17 protein-coding genes and 1 other annotated feature are annotated in these 17552 nt (G+C 28.0%); of the genes, 13 read left to right on the top strand and 4 right to left on the bottom strand.

Annotated elements, in window-relative coordinates:
- From aroC to HMPREF2782_RS09090, 4 genes are all read left to right on the top strand, one after another.
- Positions 1-1077 (top strand): chorismate synthase, encoded by a 1077-nt coding sequence (aroC, locus tag HMPREF2782_RS09075; protein WP_070642553.1) that lies wholly within the window; start codon positions 1-3, stop codon positions 1075-1077.
- Positions 1070-2101 (top strand): prephenate dehydratase, encoded by a 1032-nt coding sequence (locus tag HMPREF2782_RS09080; RefSeq protein WP_070642556.1) that lies wholly within the window; start codon positions 1070-1072, stop codon positions 2099-2101. Before aroC ends, HMPREF2782_RS09080 begins: the two co-directional genes overlap by 8 nt.
- Before the next feature lie 8 nt (positions 2102-2109).
- Positions 2110-2378: a binding site (T-box leader), on the top strand.
- Between the two features lie 52 nt (positions 2379-2430).
- Positions 2431-2958 (top strand): tryptophan transporter, encoded by a 528-nt coding sequence (locus HMPREF2782_RS09085; RefSeq protein WP_070642559.1) that lies wholly within the window; start codon positions 2431-2433, stop codon positions 2956-2958.
- 159 nt (positions 2959-3117) lie between these two features.
- A complete protein-coding gene (locus HMPREF2782_RS09090; RefSeq protein WP_083304917.1) occupies positions 3118-4527 on the top strand; it encodes an alanine/glycine:cation symporter family protein in 1410 nt (469 codons plus the stop codon).
- 46 nt (positions 4528-4573) lie between these two features.
- On the opposite strand, the gene HMPREF2782_RS09095 is transcribed toward HMPREF2782_RS09090, so the two are convergent.
- Complete coding sequence (locus HMPREF2782_RS09095; protein ID WP_004838081.1) at positions 4574-4789, bottom strand: DUF1858 domain-containing protein; 216 nt, start codon at positions 4787-4789, stop codon at positions 4574-4576.
- A gap of 99 nt (positions 4790-4888) precedes the next feature.
- Between HMPREF2782_RS09095 and HMPREF2782_RS09100 the strand changes: the two genes are divergently transcribed.
- The 5 genes from HMPREF2782_RS09100 (at position 4889) to HMPREF2782_RS09120 (ending at position 10228) form a co-directional block, all read left to right on the top strand.
- Positions 4889-5221, top strand: a complete 333-nt coding sequence (locus tag HMPREF2782_RS09100; RefSeq protein WP_070642562.1) for a hypothetical protein — start codon at positions 4889-4891, stop codon at positions 5219-5221.
- 61 nt (positions 5222-5282) lie between these two features.
- Positions 5283-7127 (top strand): molecular chaperone HtpG, encoded by a 1845-nt coding sequence (gene htpG / locus HMPREF2782_RS09105; RefSeq protein WP_070642564.1) that lies wholly within the window; start codon positions 5283-5285, stop codon positions 7125-7127.
- Between the two features lie 9 nt (positions 7128-7136).
- On the top strand, positions 7137-8522 hold the full coding sequence (locus HMPREF2782_RS09110) for an aminopeptidase (protein ID WP_070642566.1): 1386 nt from the start codon (positions 7137-7139) through the stop codon (positions 8520-8522).
- A gap of 92 nt (positions 8523-8614) precedes the next feature.
- Positions 8615-8854, top strand: coding sequence for a Veg family protein (locus HMPREF2782_RS09115; RefSeq protein ID WP_019118205.1), 240 nt, complete (start codon positions 8615-8617; stop codon positions 8852-8854).
- A gap of 333 nt (positions 8855-9187) precedes the next feature.
- Positions 9188-10228: a GNAT family N-acetyltransferase gene (locus tag HMPREF2782_RS09120; RefSeq protein WP_070642568.1), complete on the top strand. Its 1041-nt coding sequence runs from the start codon at positions 9188-9190 to the stop codon at positions 10226-10228.
- A 173-nt stretch (positions 10229-10401) separates the two neighbouring features.
- Here the strand turns inward: HMPREF2782_RS09120 and HMPREF2782_RS09125 are convergent, their stop codons facing one another.
- The 3 genes from HMPREF2782_RS09125 to HMPREF2782_RS09135 form a co-directional block, all read right to left on the bottom strand.
- Positions 10402-10626 (bottom strand): hypothetical protein, encoded by a 225-nt coding sequence (locus tag HMPREF2782_RS09125; RefSeq protein WP_070642570.1) that lies wholly within the window; start codon positions 10624-10626, stop codon positions 10402-10404.
- A 139-nt stretch (positions 10627-10765) separates the two neighbouring features.
- Complete coding sequence (locus tag HMPREF2782_RS09130) at positions 10766-12106, bottom strand: MATE family efflux transporter (protein ID WP_070642573.1); 1341 nt, start codon at positions 12104-12106, stop codon at positions 10766-10768.
- 16 nt (positions 12107-12122) lie between these two features.
- Positions 12123-12911, bottom strand: a complete 789-nt coding sequence (locus HMPREF2782_RS09135) for a bifunctional hydroxymethylpyrimidine kinase/phosphomethylpyrimidine kinase (RefSeq protein ID WP_019118202.1) — start codon at positions 12909-12911, stop codon at positions 12123-12125.
- A gap of 158 nt (positions 12912-13069) precedes the next feature.
- Here HMPREF2782_RS09135 and cls point away from each other — a divergent pair, with 158 nt between their 5' ends.
- The 4 genes from cls to HMPREF2782_RS09155 all read left to right on the top strand — a co-directional run bounded on the left by cls (position 13070) and on the right by HMPREF2782_RS09155 (position 17483).
- Positions 13070-14671, top strand: a complete 1602-nt coding sequence (gene cls, locus HMPREF2782_RS09140; protein ID WP_083304918.1) for a cardiolipin synthase — start codon at positions 13070-13072, stop codon at positions 14669-14671.
- 331 nt (positions 14672-15002) lie between these two features.
- On the top strand, positions 15003-15395 hold the full coding sequence (locus HMPREF2782_RS09145) for a GntR family transcriptional regulator (RefSeq protein WP_070642575.1): 393 nt from the start codon (positions 15003-15005) through the stop codon (positions 15393-15395).
- A complete protein-coding gene (locus HMPREF2782_RS09150; RefSeq protein WP_070642578.1) occupies positions 15367-16230 on the top strand; it encodes an ATP-binding cassette domain-containing protein in 864 nt (287 codons plus the stop codon). Before HMPREF2782_RS09145 ends, HMPREF2782_RS09150 begins: the two co-directional genes overlap by 29 nt.
- Positions 16230-17483 carry a hypothetical protein gene (locus HMPREF2782_RS09155; RefSeq protein ID WP_070642581.1) on the top strand — a complete coding sequence of 418 codons (1254 nt, stop codon included), beginning with the start codon at positions 16230-16232 and terminating at the stop codon, positions 17481-17483. The genes HMPREF2782_RS09150 and HMPREF2782_RS09155 overlap by 1 nt, the downstream gene beginning before the upstream one ends.
- Positions 17484-17552 lie beyond the last annotated feature (69 nt).

The raw sequence follows: 17552 nt of genomic DNA on the forward strand, positions 1-17552 counted from the left end.
ATGAGTCAAAGCTTTGGCAAAAATTTAAAAATAACCATATTTGGCTCAAGCCACCAAGAATATATGGGCGTAGTTATGGATAATATGGAAATTGGTTTTGAAATTGACATGGAAAAACTAGATCAATTTATGCAAAGAAGAGCTCCAGGAAAATCAAAATTTACAACAAAAAGAAAAGAAAGTGACAAGATAGATTTTATTTCTGGAGTAAGGGATAATAAAATAATTTCAAAAACCATAACAGCAATAATAAAAAATGAGAATTACAAATCCAAAGATTATGAAAATTTAAATGATATTCCAAGGCCATCTCATGCTGATTATACAAGTTTTATAAAATATGGAAATGATATGGATATGAATGGGGGAGGACCTTTTTCTGGAAGATTAACTGCGCCATTTTGTCTTGCAGGAGGAATTGCCAAGCAAATTTTAGAAGAAAAAGATATAAAAATTTCATCAAGGATTAAAAATATTGGAGGAATTGAAGATGAAAATATTGATTTGGCAAATCCTCCTATGGATGAATTGGAAAAAATTTCTCAAAAAGAAATCCCTGTTTTGGACGAAAAAAAAGAAAAAGAAATTAGAAATCTTTTAGAAGAAGTAAAAAAAGATGGAGATTCTATTGGGGGAATTTGCCAAGTTTTTGGGGAAAATATTCCAAAAGGACTTGGAGATCCTCTCTTTGATTCTTTTGAGGCAAAAATTTCCTATCTTTCTTATGGGATTCCTGCTCTTAGGGCAGTTTCTTTTGGTTCGGGACTTGATGCAATGAAAATGAAAGGTTCTCAGCACAACGACCAATTTGAAATTAAAAATGGACAGGTAAAAACTATAACAAATAATTCTGGTGGAGTTGTTGGAGGAATTACAAATGGTATGCCTGTAGTTTTTGATTTAATTTTCAAACCAACTCCGTCAATTTCTATTTGCCAAAAATCATTTTCTATAAAAGAAAAAAAAGAAAAAATATTGCAAATTAAAGGACGACACGATCCATGCCTTGCCCTTAGAACTCCTCCTATTGGAGAATCTATTTTGGCTTTAACCTTATTGGACTTGTTAAATGAATGAAAAAATTATTAAAAATTTAGAAAAAGAAAATTATAAAAAAGAAGATTTGGAAAATCTTGATAAATTTGTAAAAGAAAAATATAAAGATTATATGATGAGCCTTTGTGATGGAAAATTTTCTAAATATTTACAAGATAAATTTATAAGAGAAATTTTTCCTAAAGAAGGAAAAATTGGTGTAGGATGGGCAAAAGGCTCTTATGCCGATCAAGTTTCCCTTATTATTTTTCCCAAAGGTAAAATAAATTATTACAAAAAATTTGACCAAATTCTTGATGCAATAGATGAAAATATATGTGATTTTGGAATTTTGCCTTTAGAAAATTCATCTTTTGGCTCTGTAAAAGAAGTTTATAATCTAATGCTTGAAAGAAATTTTTTTATAATTGGAAATTATAAGCTAGATATAAATCATTATTTGTTGGGAAATTTAGATGCAAAACTTTCTGATATAAAAACAGTTTATTCTCATCCGCAAGCTCTTGGCCAATGTGGAAAATATATAAATAAACACGGTTTTATTCAAAAAGAATATTATAATACGGCACTTGCGAGCAAATATATAAAAGAGAAAAATGATAAAAAACTTGGAGCTATTGGCTCAAAATTTTGTGCTAAGGTTTATAAATTAAAAATAATTGACGAAAATATTCAAAATGAATCAAATAATTATACGAGATTTATTATAGTGTCTAAAAATTTAAAAATTTATGAAAAGGCAAATAAAATTTCTGTAAGGCTAAAAGCTTTTGATAAGCCGGGTTCTCTTATTAATATTGTAGAAAAATTTAAAATTTTGGGTGTAAATATGACTAAGCTTGAATCTTCTCCAATTCCTGGTTCTGATTTTGAATTTGTATTTTATTTTGACTTTGAAGGCTCTATTAAAGAGAAAAGAATTAGGAGTCTTTTGGATTTTTTATATGAAAATACTAGAGATTTTGAATTTATGGGAGCTTATATTGACTTTAACAAAGCATTTGACAAAAATATAAATTCAATATATAATCAAAATAACTTATAAGTTAAAATAATAAAACTTTGATCAGAAGTAAGTAAGTTTTATAAATCTTTTATAGAGAGCTTGTGTGTGGTGGAAACAAGCAAAGAAGTAAAACTGAATGGATCTGAGAGTGCTAAGGTGAAAAAAGTACCCGAGGCCGTCTTCCCACGTTATAGGGATATGATATGAAATTATTTTAAATTAGTATCAGAATAAAGATATGTAAGATTTATTAATTTATTGAAATTTATTTTACATAAAAAGGATGGCACCGCGAATTCAACCATTTGCTCCTTTGGAGCAAGTGGTTTTTTTATTGGAAAATTTTAAAAAATTTAAAGGAGAAAATTATGAAAACAAAAACTATAACTCAAGCGTCAATTTTACTTGCAATAGGAACAATACTTCATTTAATACCAGGCTTTGTGGGCATGGTAAAACCTGATTTTATGTTGGTGTGTGTCTTTACAATTATTATTTTAAATAAGGATTTAAAAATGTCACTTGCAGTAGGTCTTGCTGGTGGAATTTTGGCAGGAATTACAACAAGTGCGCCAGGTGGTTTTGTGCCAAATATTATAGATAAAATTATTTCATCCTTATTTGTATATTTTGCTGTAAAATTTTTAGAAAAAATAAAAATGGAAAATATTTTTTCGATTGGGAGCCTATATTTTCTTGGAACAGCAGTATCTGGACTTGTATTTTTATTTTTGATGAATATAACAGGAGCTTTGCCAGAAGGATTTGGTATAAAATTAATGTTTGTAAGCCTAGTTCTTCCAACAGCTGGTATAAATATTTTTGTAGGCTTATTTTTTGATAAAGTTATGAGCACGTATAATAAAAATTTTGCAAGAAGTCTAGCGCAAATTTGATTTAGAGCGTAGACAATTTAAATTAAGGAAAAATTTTTGATTTTTTATAGGATAAAAATTTTTTTAATGGAAAAAATATAAATTATTATTTTATTTTTTTAAAAAACCTTTATAATAATAAGAATAAACTTATATTAATTAGAAAGAGGTTAGTCCGTTTTGGAAATTATAAAATTAAATGCTAAGTTGGGCGATTTTTTGTGGGGTTATCCTATGATTATCGTCTTGATTTTTGGAGGAATAGTTTTAAATTATAGGTCAAATTTTTGGGTTTTTAAAAATTTTTCTTATATTTTTAAAAATACTTTTGGAAGACTTGTTAAGGATTCGAAATCTGATGAAAATTCTATTTCTCCTTTTGAGGCGGTTTCGACAGCTCTTGCTGGAACAATTGGAGCTGGGAATATTGTAGGAGTTGCAACAGCAATTGGATTTGGTGGCGCTGGGGCGATTTTTTGGATGTGGATTGCAAGTTTTATTTGTATGACAACAAAAATGGTTGAAGTTACTATGGCTGTTGCTACAAGAGTTTCAGATGATGATGGAAAATATATTGGCGGACCAATGTATTATATCGAAAAGGGAACTGGGTCAAAATTTTTGGCGAAAATTTTTTCGTTTTTTGCTTTTATTGCGATTATTGGAACAGGAGCTTTGGTTCAATCAAATTCTATTTCTGAATCTTTAAATGCTATGACAGGTTTAAATTTGCACCTTGGTGGAATTTTGATTGTTATTTTTATGCTTTTGGTTCTTGTTGGTGGGATAAAAAGAATTGGAGCTTTTGCATCAAAAATTGTGCCTATAATGTCAGTTTTTTATATTGTAGCTTGTATTTTGATTCTTATTTTGCAAATTGAAAATTTAATTCCAGCTTTTAAAGAAATTATTATTGGAGCTTTTAATCCAAAAGCTTTTGCAGGAGGAGCAACAGGCTCTGGGATTTTAATTTCTATTAGGTGGGGGCTTGCTAGAGGGATTTTTTCAAATGAAGCAGGTCTTGGCACAGCACCCATGGCTCATGCAACAAGTCATACCGACCATCCAATTAGACAAGGAATGTGGGGAGCGATTGAAGTTTTTATCTCTTCAATGATAATTTGTACCATGACTGCCCTTGTAATTATTACAAGTGGAATTTATAAAACACAAGGCCTTGAAGGTGCTGCCCTTACGGCTGAATCATTTTCAAAGTCAATTTTTTGGGGAAAATATTTGGTTTCTTTGGCTTTAGTGTTATTTGCTTTTACAACGGCAGTTTCTTGGTGCTATTATGGGCAAAGATGTGTAAAATATTTGACAGGCTCAAGTAAACTTTCTGATTTTTTCAAATATATTTATATTATTTTTTGCTATCTAGGCTCAATCGGCGGGTTGAAATTTGCTTGGTCGGTTGCTGATACAGCAAATGCATTGATGGTTATTCCAAATATTTTGGCACTGATTATAATGAGCAAAACTTATAGGAAAATTTTAAATGATTTTGATAAGTACAAAGATTCAGAAAAAAAAGGAAATTATTTTTGGACTTATGATAATAAGTGGGAAAAATATTTTGAAAAAAATTAAAAAACAAAAAAGACTTTTGCAAAAAAATATGCAAAAGTCTTTTTTTTTATTTATTTAATTTTTCAAGCAAGAAATCTGGATCAATTCCGTGAACCATACAAGCTTCATCTAAGGTTTCGTACAAAGATGAAGGACAAGCAATACAACCCATTCCTATTGAAAGGAAAGTGTTAATTGATTCTGGTTTTGCTTGGATTATATCACCGATTAACATATCGTGTGTGATTTCCACCTTCTCTTTTTTTCTATCTTCTAAAGCCATAAAAACCCTCCTTTATGTCTAAAATTTATTTTACTATAAGAGAAATTAAAAATCAAAGTAAAATACTAGGAATTGGGGTACAATTATTTTGGTGATGTTATGAATGAGAAAAATTTAAAAAATATTATGGAATTAAGGAAAAAACTCCAAGATCTAGATGAGAATTTGGAAAAAATAAAAAAGAAAAATTCATTTTTTTCATTTTTTCTTAAATCTTTATTTTTTTCTTTGATTTTTTTATTAATTATATCTTTGGCTAAGACAAAAACGCCTACAAAAATTATAGTTTTTGTTGGAGCTTTTATTATTTCAAATTTTGTTCAGTCGATTTTAATTTCAAAAAAACAAAATGAGGAAATTGAAAAAATAAAAAGGGAAAAAATTAAAATTCAAGCTGAAATATTCAGCCTTGCCAAAGATTTAGAAAATTGAAAAAAATTTTAGAGTAAGTATAATATTAGCAGTCGGCAATGTGAAGTGCTAAGGAGGATTTATGAAAAAAGAATTTAAAGCAGAAGCCAAAAAAGTTATGGATTTGATGATAAATTCAATCTATACAAACAAAGATATTTTTCTTAGGGAATTAATATCAAATGGCTCAGATGCTATTGATAAATTATATTATAAAGATTTAAAATCAGATAAAAACGTAGACAAAAAAGATTATTATATCGAAATAATTCCAAACAAGGAAGAAAGATCTTTAACAATAAGGGATACTGGAATTGGAATGGATGAAAAAGATTTGGAAGAAAATCTTGGAACAATTGCAAAATCTGGTACAGAAATTTTCAAAAAAGAAATTGAAAGCGAAGATTTAAATAATTTAATTGGACAATTTGGAGTTGGATTTTATTCAGCCTTTATGGTAAGCAAAAAAATAATCGTAAATACCAAAAAAGATGACCAAGCTTATAAATGGATAAGTGAAAATGCCGAAAGCTATGAAATTGAAAAATCCGACAAAAAAGAAAATGGAACAGATATTACCTTATTTTTAAAAGAAAATACGGAAGACGAAAACTATGATATTTATCTTGACCAATATAAAATCAAAGAACTTGTAAGAAAATATTCAAACTACATCAGATACCCAATCAAAATGGAAGTTACAAAGTCAAGAAAAACTAAAGATTCTACTGATGAAAATCCAGAATATGAGGATTACAAGGAAGTAGAAGTTTTAAATTCTGAAATTCCAATTTGGAAAAAATCTAAAAAAGATTTGACTGATGAAGATTATATAAATTTCTACAAGGACCAAGGCTTTGGCTTTGATGATCCTTTATCATGGATTCATTTAAACATAGAAGGAACTGTTGAATTTAGGGCGATAATTTATATTCCAAGAAAAGCACCTTTTGATTTTTATTCAAAAGATTATCAAAAAGGTCTACAACTTTATTCATCAGGAGTAAAAATAAAAGATAGGCATGAAGATTTACTTGAAGATGAATTTTCTTTTGCCAAGGGAGTTGTTGAAAGTGACGATATTTCCCTAAATATTTCAAGAGAAACCCTTCAAGAAACAAGAGAATTAAGATTTATTGCTAAACAAATAAATAATAAAATCAGATCTCACTTAATGGATTTGATGAAAGACGATAGGGAAAAATACCAAATATTTTTCAAAGAATTTGGCAATAATTTGAAAGTTGCAATTTATGAATCTTTTGGAGGAAAAAAAGATAGGCTAGAAGATTTATTATTGTTTAATTCCTATAGGAAAGATAAGATGATTTCATTAAATGAATACAAGGAAGATTTGAAATCAACAGATGAAAATATCCTTTATACAGTTGGAGAAAATTTAGAAAAAATCAAAAATTCTCCATCCTTAAAATCAGTAGACAAGGACAAGGATGTTCTTTTACTTGATGAAAAATTGGATGAATTTTTAATAAAAATGCTAAATGCTTACAAGGAAATTCCTTTTAAATCAATAAACCAAGTTGATGAAGATGAAGAAGAAAACGAGGAAAACAAGGACTTGATTGAAAAAATAAAAGAAATTTTACCAGAAGAAGTAGTAGATGTAAAAATTTCAGATAATTTATCAGAAGATGTAATTTCAATGATAAAACAAAGGGGAGATGTTTCAATTGAGATGGAAAAAACTTTAAAATCTCAAGTAAATGCCCCAGATATAAAGGCGGAGAAAGTTTTAGAAATTAATAAAAATTCCAAGGCCTATAAACTATTAGAAAAAGATTTGAAAGAAAATTCTGACGAATTTAAAATGATAGTAAATATTTTATTTGATCAAGCAAAACTTATAGAAGGACTTGAAATTGATAATCCTCTTGAGTATGCAAAAAATATATGGAAATTAATTTAGGAGAAAAAAATGACAGAGTACAAAAGAAAAAATGTCTGGGAAAATTTATCCCAAGACCAAGAAAAAGAATTAGAAAGTCTTTCAAAAGATTATATGGATTTTTTGGACAAGGGAAAAACTGAAAGACTTGCTGCAAAAGAAATTATAAATTTAGCAAAAAAAGCAGGTTATGTTGACCTTGAAGAAAAAATAAAAACTGGAAAAATAAATTCTGGAGATAAAATCTATGCAGTAAATAAAAATAAAGCTGTAGCTATGTTTCACATAGGAAGTGAAGATTTATCAGAAGGACTTGCTATAGTTGGAGGTCATATTGATTCACCAAGACTTGATTTAAAACCAGTTCCACTTACAGAAGAAAACGGCCTTGCTTATTTAAAAACTCATTATTATGGGGGAGTAAAAAAATATAATTGGACAAATATGCCCCTTGCCCTTCACGGAGTAGTTTTTACAAAAAATGGAGAAAAAGTAGATATTTCAATTGGGGATAAAGAAGATGAGCCAGTATTTTTCATCTCAGAGCTTTTAATACATTTATCAAGACAATTGATGGAAAAATCTGCAAAAGAAGTTATAACAGGCGAGCAATTGTCAATTATAGTTGGCAATAGACCACTATTAGATGAAAAAGAAAATCCAGTAAAGAAAAATATTTTGAAAATTTTAAATGAAAAATATGGAATTGAAGAAGAAGATTTTATAACAGCAGAACTTGAAGTAGTTCCTGCAGGAAAAGCAAGAGAAGTTGGCTTTGATAAATCAATGATAGCAGCCCACGGCCATGATGACAGAGTTTGCTCATACGCAGCTTTGAGAGCTTTGCTTGATATAAAAGAAAGTAAAAAAACTTTGGTAGGACTTTTTGTTGACAAGGAAGAGATTGGTTCAGTTGGAGCAACAGGAATGACCTCACAATTTTTTGAAAATACTCTTTTAGAAATAATGAATTTAAAAGAAGAATTTAATTTGATTAAATTTAAAAGGGCATTGAGAAATTCAAAAGTTTTATCAGCTGATGTAACTTTGGCAGAAGATCCAAACTTTAAAGATGCAACAGAAAGCCAAAACGCAGCTCAAATTTCTCACGGAGTTGCTCTTACAAAATATACAGGTTCCGGCGGAAAAGGCGGATCAAATGATGCGGATGCAGAATATTTATCACAAGTAAGACTTGCCTTTAATAAAGATGGAGTAATTTTTCAAACAGGAGAGCTTGGAAAAGTTGATCAAGGTGGCGGAGGAACAATCGCCTATATTCTTGCAGAATATGGAATGGATGTAGTTGATTGTGGAACACCAGTAATTTCTATGCACGCACCAATAGAATTAATTTCGAAAGCAGACTTCTACTCAACCTTTACAGCTTACAGAGCCTTTTATAAAAATATTTGACAAGATTTTTAATCTGGCGTATAATATTACGCTAATTTGACTTATCCACAATTTTGTTGTATAATATATACAAATGCATGGAAGGTGGATATATGGAATTTAAATCAGTTAGTGAAATAAGGTCAGAAGTTAAAAAAAACGTAGGAAAAGAAGTTACTTTAAAAGCTGATAAGGGTAGAAAAAGAATTGTTACCAAAAGCGGTATAATTTTAGACGCTTTCCCAAGTGTATTTACAATAAAAGTAAATAATGATTTTGATGCAGAAAGAACTGTATCATACAGCTACTCAGATGTTTTAACATCTACAGTAAGATTACAAATAAACAATTAATTATAGATTAATTCAAAAAAATCATCCTTAAAGGTGATTTAACAAAAAGATAGATGAAACAAATATTTCATCTATCTTTTTTTGAAATTTTTTAGATCATAATCGTTAGTTAGGATAAAATTTATATATTGTAAAAATATTTGAACCATTGTTGATTATGTTGATAAAAAAAGATTAAAACAAAATAAATTATAAAAATTTTAATAACAGCTTAATATTTGATGTTTTGCAATATTTTTATAGTAAATTATTTATAAATATATTTTATTAGATAAAACAAATGAAAAGAGTAAGATACATTTATGAAAATATTTTTATTATTTAGGAGATATTATGAATAAAGAAGTAAATTCTTATACATTTAATGAAATTAGCGAAGAGGAATATGATTATAAAATTAAATTATATCCCACCTATGAGTTTGAGGCTAGTTCTTATTTTAAAATTTATGAACAAAATCAAAAAGATAGGAAGATATTTGGATATTTTGAATTTTCTATGGGAGGGGAGTACCGTTCTATACTATGTTTAAGAGAATATAGAGCAAAGAAAATGAATTTTTTGTGGGCAAGATCTGCTCCTGTATGGAATAAAAAACCAAGTAGAGATGTAGAGGAGATATTTATAAAACAACTTGAAAAGTTTGTTAGAAATAAGAGTAATTATTTTGATTATATTAGACTTAGAATTTATCATGATTATGACTTCGCTAAAAAGGAAAATGTAGTTTTATCCTATGATAAAACAGTCGTAATCAAGTTAGGTGAAAATTTAGATGATACTTACTCAAAAATATATAAAAGAGGTAGGAGAGATTTAAGAAAGGCCATTAGGGAAGCTAAATTTAGAGTAAATGATGAAAGTAATATTAGTAGAAAAGATTTTTCTGATGTCTATAAGATAATGGAAGACACTAAAAAAAGACATGATGGCTTTGATATTTTGAGTGAAGAAAATTATTGGAAATTTTTTAATAGTCTAAATGATAAAAAATCTAGTGGATATTCAAAGCTTTTTACTGTAAGGGATGAAAATAATGATGTACTATCCTGGGCGATAGTAATTGTATATGATGATTTTGCTACATATTATTTTGCAGCATCTAATAAAAAAGGTCAACAAAATTTTGGGCCAGATTTAATAATTGCTCATATATTAGACTACCTTCAAAATGAGACTAAAGTTAGAAGTTTAGACCTTATGGGGATAGGTTCAGAATACCATCCTAGCCTTAAATCACTAAATACTTTCAAGACAAAATTCTCTAAAGATATAATAGATGTTCCTATATATAAAGAAATAGTAATTCATAAATCAAGTTATTATACTAAACTTTTTTTATCGAAAGCTAAAAACAAATTTATAAAAATGTAAAAAAATAATCAAAATTTTAAAATATTAATTAAAATCTATACGGATGTTATTTTAAATATAAGTTGGAATATGGTTATTTAGACTTAAATATAATTTATTTAAGAAATTTCAATATAAATTTTAAACAAAAAAGAGCAAGAAATTCTTGCTCTTTTTTTGTTTTCAAATTTTAATTAGTTATTTGAACTAGCGTTTGAGTCCATTGAACTAGCATTTGAGTCCATTGTACTAGCGCTGTTTGAATTCATTTCCATTGAACTAGCGTTAGAATCAGCTTTTTCTGTAGTTGTTGTTGAAGCTGGTGTGCTTGAAGCGTTTGATGTTGTGTCAGCTTTTTTTCCACATCCTACTAAAGCAACTGTTAATGCTAATACTGGTAATACTTTTTTAATTTTCATTGTTTAATCCCCCTGTTTAAAAAAATATACTTACTATCTTAACCGATAGTAAGTATAATATACCAGATTTGAAGAAAAATTCAAATATTTATGTGAAAAATATTTTTATTTTATAATATATAATTAAAATCTCATTTAATTAAATTTCTATATTGACCCAATCGCCTTTTCTAAATCTTGTCCATAAGCCAATAAATCTTGAAACTTGATCGGCTAAAACTCCTATCCAAATTCCTTGAAGTCCCAAATGAATAATATTTACAAAAAATATTGTTGCAGCAGATCTTATAAAGGTAATTGAAATCAAACTTACGGCAAGTGTATATTTTACATCGCCTGCTGCCCTTAAAGCTCCTCCAAAAATTATTTCGGAAATTTGGAAAATAACTATGAATATAAGATAAAAAGTTATTACAGAGCCCATAGCTATTATTTTGTCATCATCAAAAAATAATCTGAAAATATTTTTTCTAAATAATACCAAAATAACAGATATTATTATTGAAATTGTTAAGCCAATTTCTTGGCAAGTTTTTCCATATTTTATTGCTTCTTCTTTTTTTCTTGCTCCGAGGGCATTTCCTGTAAGGGCAACTGCTGCAACCTGCATACCATCCCCGAATGAAAATGAAAGAGAAAGCAAATTCATTCCTACATTGTGAGCTGCAAATTGGTCTGTTCCAAGTTTTGCGGCTGTAATTGCTGTAACCAAAAATCCAATTCTTGCTGCAATATTTTCTATAAAAATATTTGAGCCTAGTCCAAAAATTTCTTTAAATATAAAATTTGAGAAAGTAAGTTTATATTTTTTTATAAGCCCAAAGGACATATATGATGATCTTCTAAATAATGAGGAAAAACTCATAACTGCTGCAACAAAAGCTCCCAAAACTGTTGCGATTGCAGCTCCTTTTACTCCTAATTTTGGAAAACCAAAATTTCCATTTATAAGTAAATAATTGAAAAAAATATTTATAATAGAAGAAACTAGATTTGTTGTAAAGGCTATTTGTGTATTTCCACTTCCTCTTTGACCTGCATTTATTGTCATGGAAATTACATTAAATATCATTCCTGCCATTATAATTTTAAAATATGAAACTCCCAAATCGTGAGTGTCAGGAGATGATCCTGCAAGTTTTATAATTTGTGGAGTAAATATTACAAAAATTGAAGAGATTATTATACATAAACTAACAGCTACAATCATTGCAGTAACCATAGTTTGGTTCGCCATTTTTTTATCTTCTTCGCCTTTTCTTCTTGCAACTAGGGCTGAAACTGAAACTGCAATTGCAATAAAAAAGGAAAGGGCGATAAATTTTGGCTGGGTTGTAAGTCCAATAGCAGCAACTGCTGATGAACCAATTGATGAAACCATGAAGGTATCAATTAAGCCTGCCAAAGAAATAAAAAATGACTCCAAGACAGACGGCCAAGCAATTTGCAAGGCCCTTTTCCAATATTTATTTTTAATCAAAAAACTACCTCACTTTCTATAATTTTTTCAAAATTTCATTTATACTAATATCATTTGCTTTATCATCAATCTTAATTTGCATATCAAGAATACAAGCTATCATATCCCTTGTATTTTTAATTGCAAGTAAAAAATCATTATTTTTCAAATAATTTGCCAAAAAAATTGAGTCAAACAAGTCCCCGCTTCCGCCAAAAGACTTGTCTAAAAATTTATAATCTTCTTCTATAAAATATTTATCCTTAGCCAAAATAAAATGTCTGTTTCCATCTTCAACACTTGTAATAATAAATTTTTTACCGATATTTTCATAATAATCTACAATATCATGAGCTTTTTTAAATTTATTATCAGTCAAAAGCCTTGCCTCTGTGAGATTTGGAATAATTATATGGGCATAATCTGCCATATATTTATAAATTTCTACAATATTTTTATCAAGACCACTATAGATTTTTCCAGAATCTCCCATGATTGGATCAAGTACCATAAATAGATTATTTTCTTTTACAAAATCACAAATTATTTTTGCCTGATTAAAATTTAAAACAAAGCCCACAAAAACTGCCTTATATTTTCTGTTTTGCTTTTTATAAACTTCAAGAGTATTGGTCAAAAAATTACTAGAATCAAAAATTTCTATGGGTTTTAGAGAAAACATATTTGAAATTAAAGCTGTAGGTACAAAATCTACATCAAAAGAATAAAAATTTAAAACACTTTTGCAAAGACTTCCACCAATATTTCCACTTGAAAGAAAGTCATTAATAAGCAAAATTTTTTCATTATTTTTACAAGATTTCATATAACTCCTTTAAAAAAAAATACTAATTCATTCTTATAGAACTATTATAGTTATATTAATGAAAATAAGCAAATAAGAAGATTTTTGTTAGATTTTTTAATAAAATATTTTAAATTTTTATCCTGTTAAAATAAGGCGAAATTAGGTATAATAATATCATGAAAAAGTATAATAACAATATGAAAAAATATAATGAAAAAATTAAAAAAATATTAAACGATAACAAATTTGTTGAAAAAACAAAATCATCTTTATTGAAAGTTGTTTTTGGCAGGGCGGGTTTGTATGTTTTATTGGTACTTGCTCAAATTTTTATTTTTATGGCAATACTTAGACATCTTTCAATCGACCCATCTGTAATTTTTGGATCATCAGCATTGATAGCGGCAATTTCTTTGCTTGTAATTTTGTCGATGGATGTAAATCCTTATGAAAAACTTTCTTGGTTTTTTCTAATTGCAGCCTTTCCTACTTTTGGAATTATGTTTTTTATCTTATCAAGAATTGATATAGGAAAAAAAATCGAAGAAAGCTCAATTATGGATAGCGAAGAAGAAACCAATTATCTGCACACAATCGATGAAGATTTGGTAGAAGAATTAAAAAATGAAGATAAGGAATTTTATAATTTAGTAAAATATTTAAATGATTACGGCTCATATCCTGTAAGCAAAAATAATGATGCAAAATATTACAGAGTTGGAGATGACGCAGTTAATGATATTATTGAGGCGATAAGAAGCGCTAAGGATTTTATTTTTGTAGAATTTTTTATAATACACCAAGGATATTTTTGGGGGACAATTCTTGAACAGCTTGCACAAAAAGCAAGTGAGGGTGTTGAAGTAAGACTTATGTATGATGGAACAAATGCAATTTTAAATCTACCAAAAAATTTTCCAGAAGAGATGGAAAATCTTGGAATAAAATGCAAAGTTTTTTCTCCAATAATTCCAATAATATCAACCTACCACAACAACAGAGATCATAGAAAAATTTTGGTAGTAGATGGCAAAGTAGCTTTTACAGGCGGAGTAAATTTGGCTGACGAATATATAAATGTAGAAGAAAGGTTTGGCCATTGGAAAGATACTTTTATAAGATTAAAAGGCCCAGTAGTTCAATCATTTACAATTATGTTTTTGCAATTGTGGGATAGCGAAGAAAAAGAAGATTTAAAAAGATATTTACAAACATATCCACAAAAGTCACAAGGCTATATGATTGGAGTTGGAGATAATCCGATTAGAAAAGAAAGATTTTTCAAAAATATTTATATGCACATACTAGATACAGCAAAAGATTACGCCTATATCATGACGCCTTATTTAATTATAGATAATGAAATGACAAAATCTTTAACTTTTGCAGCAAAAAGAGGAGTAGATGTAAGAATAATTCTTCCAGCAATTCCAGACAAAAAAATTCCCTATATGCTAGCAAAATCTCATTACAAAAAATTAATTGAATCCGGAGTTAAAATATATGAATATTTGCCAGGATTTATCCATGCAAAAACTTGGGTTTCAGATAATGAAAAAGCAGTAGTAGGATCAGTAAATGTAGATTATAGAGCTCTTTATTTAAATTTTGAATGTGGAGTCTATATTCACAAACATCCAGTAATTAATGAAATATTAAAAGATTTTGAAATAAGTTTTGATATAGGAAAACAAATAAGCCTTGACGATGTAAAATCTTATCCAATTTATAAAAAAATAATAGCTTTCATAGTAAAACCATTTGCCCCATTAATGTAAACCTAGTTTTATCTAGGTTTGAGAGCGTAGACAAAGTCTGTTTAATAATTCAAAAATAAAATTAAGCTACGTACCATCTCGACTAAGTGAGTGAAACGAACGCACGGAGAGATCTCATGAGATTTCTCGACTTACTACGTTCGCTCGAAATGGGGAAATTTTTAGTTTTTTAACAGTCTGAACCTAGTTTTATCTAGGTTTTTTTCTTTGAAAAATTTTAAAATAAATTTCAAAAAAATATTTGACAAGAAAAATAATCTAGTTATAATTGAATTAAGAAGTGTATGGAGATACACCATACACCACACAGAAATTATAGGAAGGGGTTTTTATGTTTGATTTAAATAGCTCATCTCAAATTCCTTTGAATGAACAAATCGTTGAGCAAACAAAATTAATGATTGCTCAAGGAATTTTGATTGATGGCGACACTATGCCATCTGTAAGAGATTTATCAAAAGCTCTTTTGATTAATCAATCTACCGTTCAAAAAGCCTACAACAAATTAAAAGAAGAAGGAATTTTGCTTACAAAAAAAGGTCTTGGGACTTTTGTAAGTTTAGATGATGAAATAATTGATGTAAAAAAAGAAAAACTCGAGAAAAAACTCTACGATATTTTTTTGAAATGTATTTTTTATGGAATAAGTTTTGAAAAGATTAGAAATATTTATGAAAAGAGCAAGGAGGACTCTAATGGCTGTGGAAGTAATGAGCCTTTATAAATCTTTTGGGGAAAATAAGGTTTTGGAAGATGTAAATTTTTCTTTGGAAGAAGGAAAAATATATGCTTTGGTTGGAAGAAATGGATCTGGCAAAACTACTCTTTTAAAAGTAATGGCTGATATTTTTCAAAAAGATTTGGGCAAGGTTAATGTTTTTGGTAAATCTTGTGCGGAAGATAAGCACATATTGGAAAATATTGTTTATTTGCCTGATAGGTTTGATTATTTTGATTATATATCGGTTGAAAAAATGCTTGAATATTATGAAGTTATTTATCCGAATTTCAACAAAAAATTTGCAAAAAAAGAGCTTGAAAAAAATAATATAGATTTAAAAAAATCTTTGAGATCTTTTTCAAAAGGATATAAAAATTTGATTGGGCTTTTGGCTACTATTTCTACAAATGCAAAAGTAATTCTTTTGGATGAAATTCTTGATGGGATGGATGTTTTAAATAAGGAGATTATTCTTACTTATATTTTAGATTTAAAAGAAGAAGGAAGAACTGTTCTTGCATCAAGCCACGAGCTTGAGGAATTGGCAAAAGTTGCTGATGAAACTCTTTATCTTTCTAAGGAAGGAAAACTTACAAATCTTTATCAAAATAAGGAAAAATTTGTTAAGTTGCAAGTGGTTGTAAAGGATGAATTAGATCCAAAAATTCTTGAAAAATCTGTTTTGAGATTTCATATGGGAAGAGTTTATACAATTTTGATTGATAATAGGGAAAATATTCTTGATGATATAAAAAGAAATGAATCTATTGTACAATTTGATGTTTTGGAATCAAAAATTGAGGATAATTTTTATTGGGAGAAGGGAAGGAATAAATAATGAAAGACTTTAAGAAAGAAATTAAAATTCTTACAATAAGAAATGGATTTTGGATAATTCTTGCTGTTTTAGTTAGCCTTCTTTTTTATGGAGTTTTCCAAACAAATACCTTGGAAGAAAAACATGATTCTTTGGTTGATGTTACAAATAAAATAAATATCATGGCTAATACAGGCAAGAAATACAAAAAAGATGTAGTAATAGATAAAGAATTCTTTGAAAAAAATGATATTATTTTTAAAAAAATGGCAAAAAAATATGAATTTGGCAAGTATGATAATTTTGATTTTTCAAAAGCAAGTGAAGAGGAAATGAAAAAATATGATGAATATCAATTGAAAAATGGAGAATATTTGCAAAACCTAACTAGCTATAACTATTTGTCAAAAGAGATGAAGGAAAAAACAAATAATTTCTTTTCAATTCCTATAAGTATTACGGGTATGATTGTGGTTTTAGTTTTGGGATTTTTATTTTCATCAATGGAGCATTCAACTTCTTATTATGAATTTGCCAGAACTTATCCATGGACAAAGAAAAAAGATTTTCTAATGAAAATTATATTTGGGCTTATGATTATTTTTGGATTTGTTTTGATAAGCTCAATTTTAAATTATATGATAGTAAAAACTTCAAATTTTGAAATTTTAAAAACTGGCGTCAAATATATTCCAGGAAATTTGAAAAATTTTGGATTTTTGTCAGCTCTTTATCTTACAATTTTGTCAGTAGGTTTTATGGCAGGAAATATTTTAGGTCATGTTGGACTAGGCGTAATGACTTTTTTCTTTATTGATATTGTAAATGCTATATGGGACAGTTTAAATATGTTATTCAAAGGCGAATCTTTATATGAAAGGTCTTTAATATATTTAATTGAAAATAAAATTCCTGATGACACATCTTATTTTAACAAAATAATTAAAGTGATTTTAAGACCTGCTTCAAATTATGATAATTCTTACTTAGCTTTGGCTGGATTAATAATATTTTCCTTACTTGTATTTACAGTTTCATATTCTTTGATAGAAAAAACAAAAACAGAAAAATCTGGAAAGATGGTTTTGTTAAAACCTATAGAAAATCTTGCGAAAGTTTTAATAATTTTGCTTTGCGCATGTGGTGGAACAATGATTTTTCAACAATCTGTTTTCAAAGGATTCTCTATAATTAATTTTGTAATATTTGCAATTTTAATTTTTGTCTTTACAAAAATATTTAATATTTTGTTTAAGTTAAAATTAAAAGTTTAAAAAAATTAAAGGCTGGAGATGATTTTAAGTCTCAAAGCGTAAACAAACCCTCAAGCACGAATATCTGAC

Source organism: Anaerococcus sp. HMSC068A02, from assembly GCF_001811125.1.
In the GTDB taxonomy this organism is placed as follows: Bacteria; Bacillota; Clostridia; order Tissierellales; family Peptoniphilaceae; genus Anaerococcus; species Anaerococcus vaginalis_C.